The organism is Pigmentiphaga sp. GD03639 (genome assembly GCF_029845405.1).
GTDB classification, from domain to species: Bacteria; Pseudomonadota; Gammaproteobacteria; order Burkholderiales; family Burkholderiaceae_B; genus Pigmentiphaga; species Pigmentiphaga daeguensis.
On sequence record NZ_JAOCLR010000064.1, the window covers coordinates 1 to 2565 of the forward strand.

The 2565-nt window shown below is 65.2% G+C and carries 2 protein-coding genes; both read right to left on the minus strand.

What is annotated here, in order from left to right; translation table 11 throughout:
- Positions 1-93 precede the first annotated feature (93 nt).
- On the minus strand, positions 94-861 hold the full coding sequence (gene istB, locus N5K27_RS28710) for an IS21-like element helper ATPase IstB (protein ID WP_132979779.1): 768 nt from the start codon (positions 859-861) through the stop codon (positions 94-96).
- Positions 862-873: 12 nt separating this feature from the next.
- Positions 874-2397 (minus strand): IS21 family transposase, encoded by a 1524-nt coding sequence (gene istA / locus N5K27_RS28715; RefSeq protein ID WP_279820977.1) that lies wholly within the window; start codon positions 2395-2397, stop codon positions 874-876.
- Between the last annotated feature and the right edge of the window lie 168 nt (positions 2398-2565).

Sequence of the window (2565 nt, forward strand, 5' to 3'; positions counted from 1 at the left end):
TGCGTATTTCGGCGAACGTGACCGCCGATTTCGGGAACGTGACCGATCCAGCAGGATTGGGGCGTTGCGCGGTGTCGATTGTAGATTTCCTTGTTAGCGTTGGTCGAGTTCGGGCTCCAGGGCGTTGGGTTTGAGGGGCGCTTTTCTGAGCGATTCGCCTGCGAGCGTGATCCGGTGATGACGCTGCATGAGACGATCGAGCATCGCGTCGGCGATGGTCTCGTCGCCGATCCAGCCGTGCCAGTGCTCGATCGGCAACTGGCTGGTCACGATGGTCGCCTTGCCCGCCGAGCGGTCGTCAATCATCTCGAGCAGATCGTTTCGGACCATCGCGTCGAGAGGCGCCATGCCCCAATCGTCCAGCAGGAGAACGTCAACGCGAGCGACCTGCAGCAGCCATTTGGTGAAGCCGCCGTTGCCGTGCAGCACGCGCAGCTCCTCGCCAAGCCGCGGCACGCGCAGATACAACGCGGAGTGTCCGCGCCGGCAGGCGTACTGCGCCAAGGCGCAAGCGAGCCATGACTTTCCCGCGCCGGTTGGGCCGCTGATGAGCAGGCTGTAGCCGGCGTCGACCCAGTCGCCGAGCGCCAGGCTCGTGAGCGAGCGCGGGTCCACGCCTCGGCCAGCGCGGGTGTCGAGATCCTCGATGGCGGCCTGCGGATACTTGAGGCGTGCCTGTTTGAGCAGTCGGGTTCGGCGCCGATCATCACGCCAACTGGCTTCCCGGTCGACCAGCAGCGACAGACGTTCCTCGAAGCTCAGGCTGGCCGCGCCGGGCTGCGTTAATTGTTCTTCCAGGCCATCGGCGAAGCCGTCCAGCTTCAGGGTGCGCAGTTGGGTCAGTGTCTGTTGCATCATCATGGCGGGTTCTCTTTATTGGTAGTAGCTGGGGCCGCGTACATGCGCGTGGCTGGGGCTGATCCAGTCGGCAGGTGTTGCCGCCGCGGCGCGGTCGCGGTTGTTGATCAGGATGTCGCGCACGTGGCGGTAACGGTGCACGCCCAGTTCCAGCGCCAGCGCACACGCCGCCTCGAGACGCTCGCGGCCATAGCGACGGGAGAGCGATAGCAATCCGAGGCATGCCCGATAGCCGTGTTCCGGGTGGCGTTGCTCCTGCAGCAGGCGGGTGACGAGCGCACCGGTTGCCGCGCCGATCTGCTGTCCCCAGTGAATCAGCCGCTGCGGCGTCCATTCCAGATGGGCGCGGTGTGCCGCCGGCATGTGCTCGACGACGGTGGTGTAACCGCCCACGCGGTCATTGCGGGCGTGGCTGGCAACACGGCGGCCGCGATGCAACAGCTCGATCGCGCCCGCCGTGATGCGCGCATCGAGCTTGAGTCCGACCAGCGCGTGCGGCACGCTGTAGCGATGTTTGTTGATCTCGACGTGATAGTCGATGTGGACCGTCACCGTCTTGAACCGCGCGAGCTCATACGGCTGCGCCGGCAACGGCTGGAGTGCCGGTGCGTCCAGTTCCGCGAATGCGCTGGCGCGGCATCCCGGCAGTTTCTGGAATGGGCGCTCGTTGAGGTTCTTCAGCAGCGGCCGGATCGCGTCGTCGACTGACTGGACCGACACAAACCGGTGATGACGCAGGCGCGCCATGATCCAGCGTTCGACGACCTGGACCGCGACTTCTACCTTCGGTTTGTCCTGCGGGCGATACACGCGGGCAGGCAGGAATGAGGTGCCGTAATGACGCGCGAAGTCCAGCACGGTGTCGCCGGCGCGCGGTTCATAGCGGTCGGGATCGGCAATCATTGCGCGCGGGTTGTCCGGCACGATCAGCTGCGGCACGCCGCCATAGAAGGTCAGCGCGCGAGCGATGCCGCCGAGCCAATCCTCCATCGTTTCAGCCGGCGTCGCGCACGCGAACGTGTAGCTCGACGCGCCCATGGCGGCCACGAAGATGTGCGCGCGGCGTCCCGTGGTCAGTGGCAACGTGGGGCCGGCGAAGTCGACGAACAGCTTCTCGCCGGCGCGGTGGATCTGCCGCATCGAACGCTTCAGGCGTTTCGTGAACGCCTTGTAGTGCTCGCAGAACTGCGTGTAGCGGTAGGTCTGCCGGTCCGCAAACTCGGCCTGGTACTCCTCCCAGAGCAACGTGAGCGTCACGCCCTTGCGGCGCAGTTCCCGATGAATGCGCCCGTAGTCTGGCTGGGCGTAGGCTGCTGGCCCCGTGGGTTTGCCGAGTAGCCGGCGCTCAAGCTCGCCTTCATCCATGTCGCAGGCACTCGCCCAGTCCAGCCCGGCGGCGCCGGCCAGTCCGACGTACTTCGTGACCGCGCCCTTGGAAATGCCCAGCGACGCGGCGATCCGATCGTGCGAGAAACCGCCGTCGAATTTAAGTCGTAAAACGTCCTTGATCATGCGCATGTTCATCCGGTGCGCGGGCATGCTGTCTCCGGCAAAAGCCGGCGAGCATAGCCCGCGTGGTTGATGTCATGCGCAACGCCAATCCTGCCTTCCGGGCCGCTCGGTCACGTTCCCGAAATGATCGGTCACGTTGCCGAAATCGCCGGTCACGATCCCGAAACGGCCGGTCACCTTTGTCCGAAATACGCA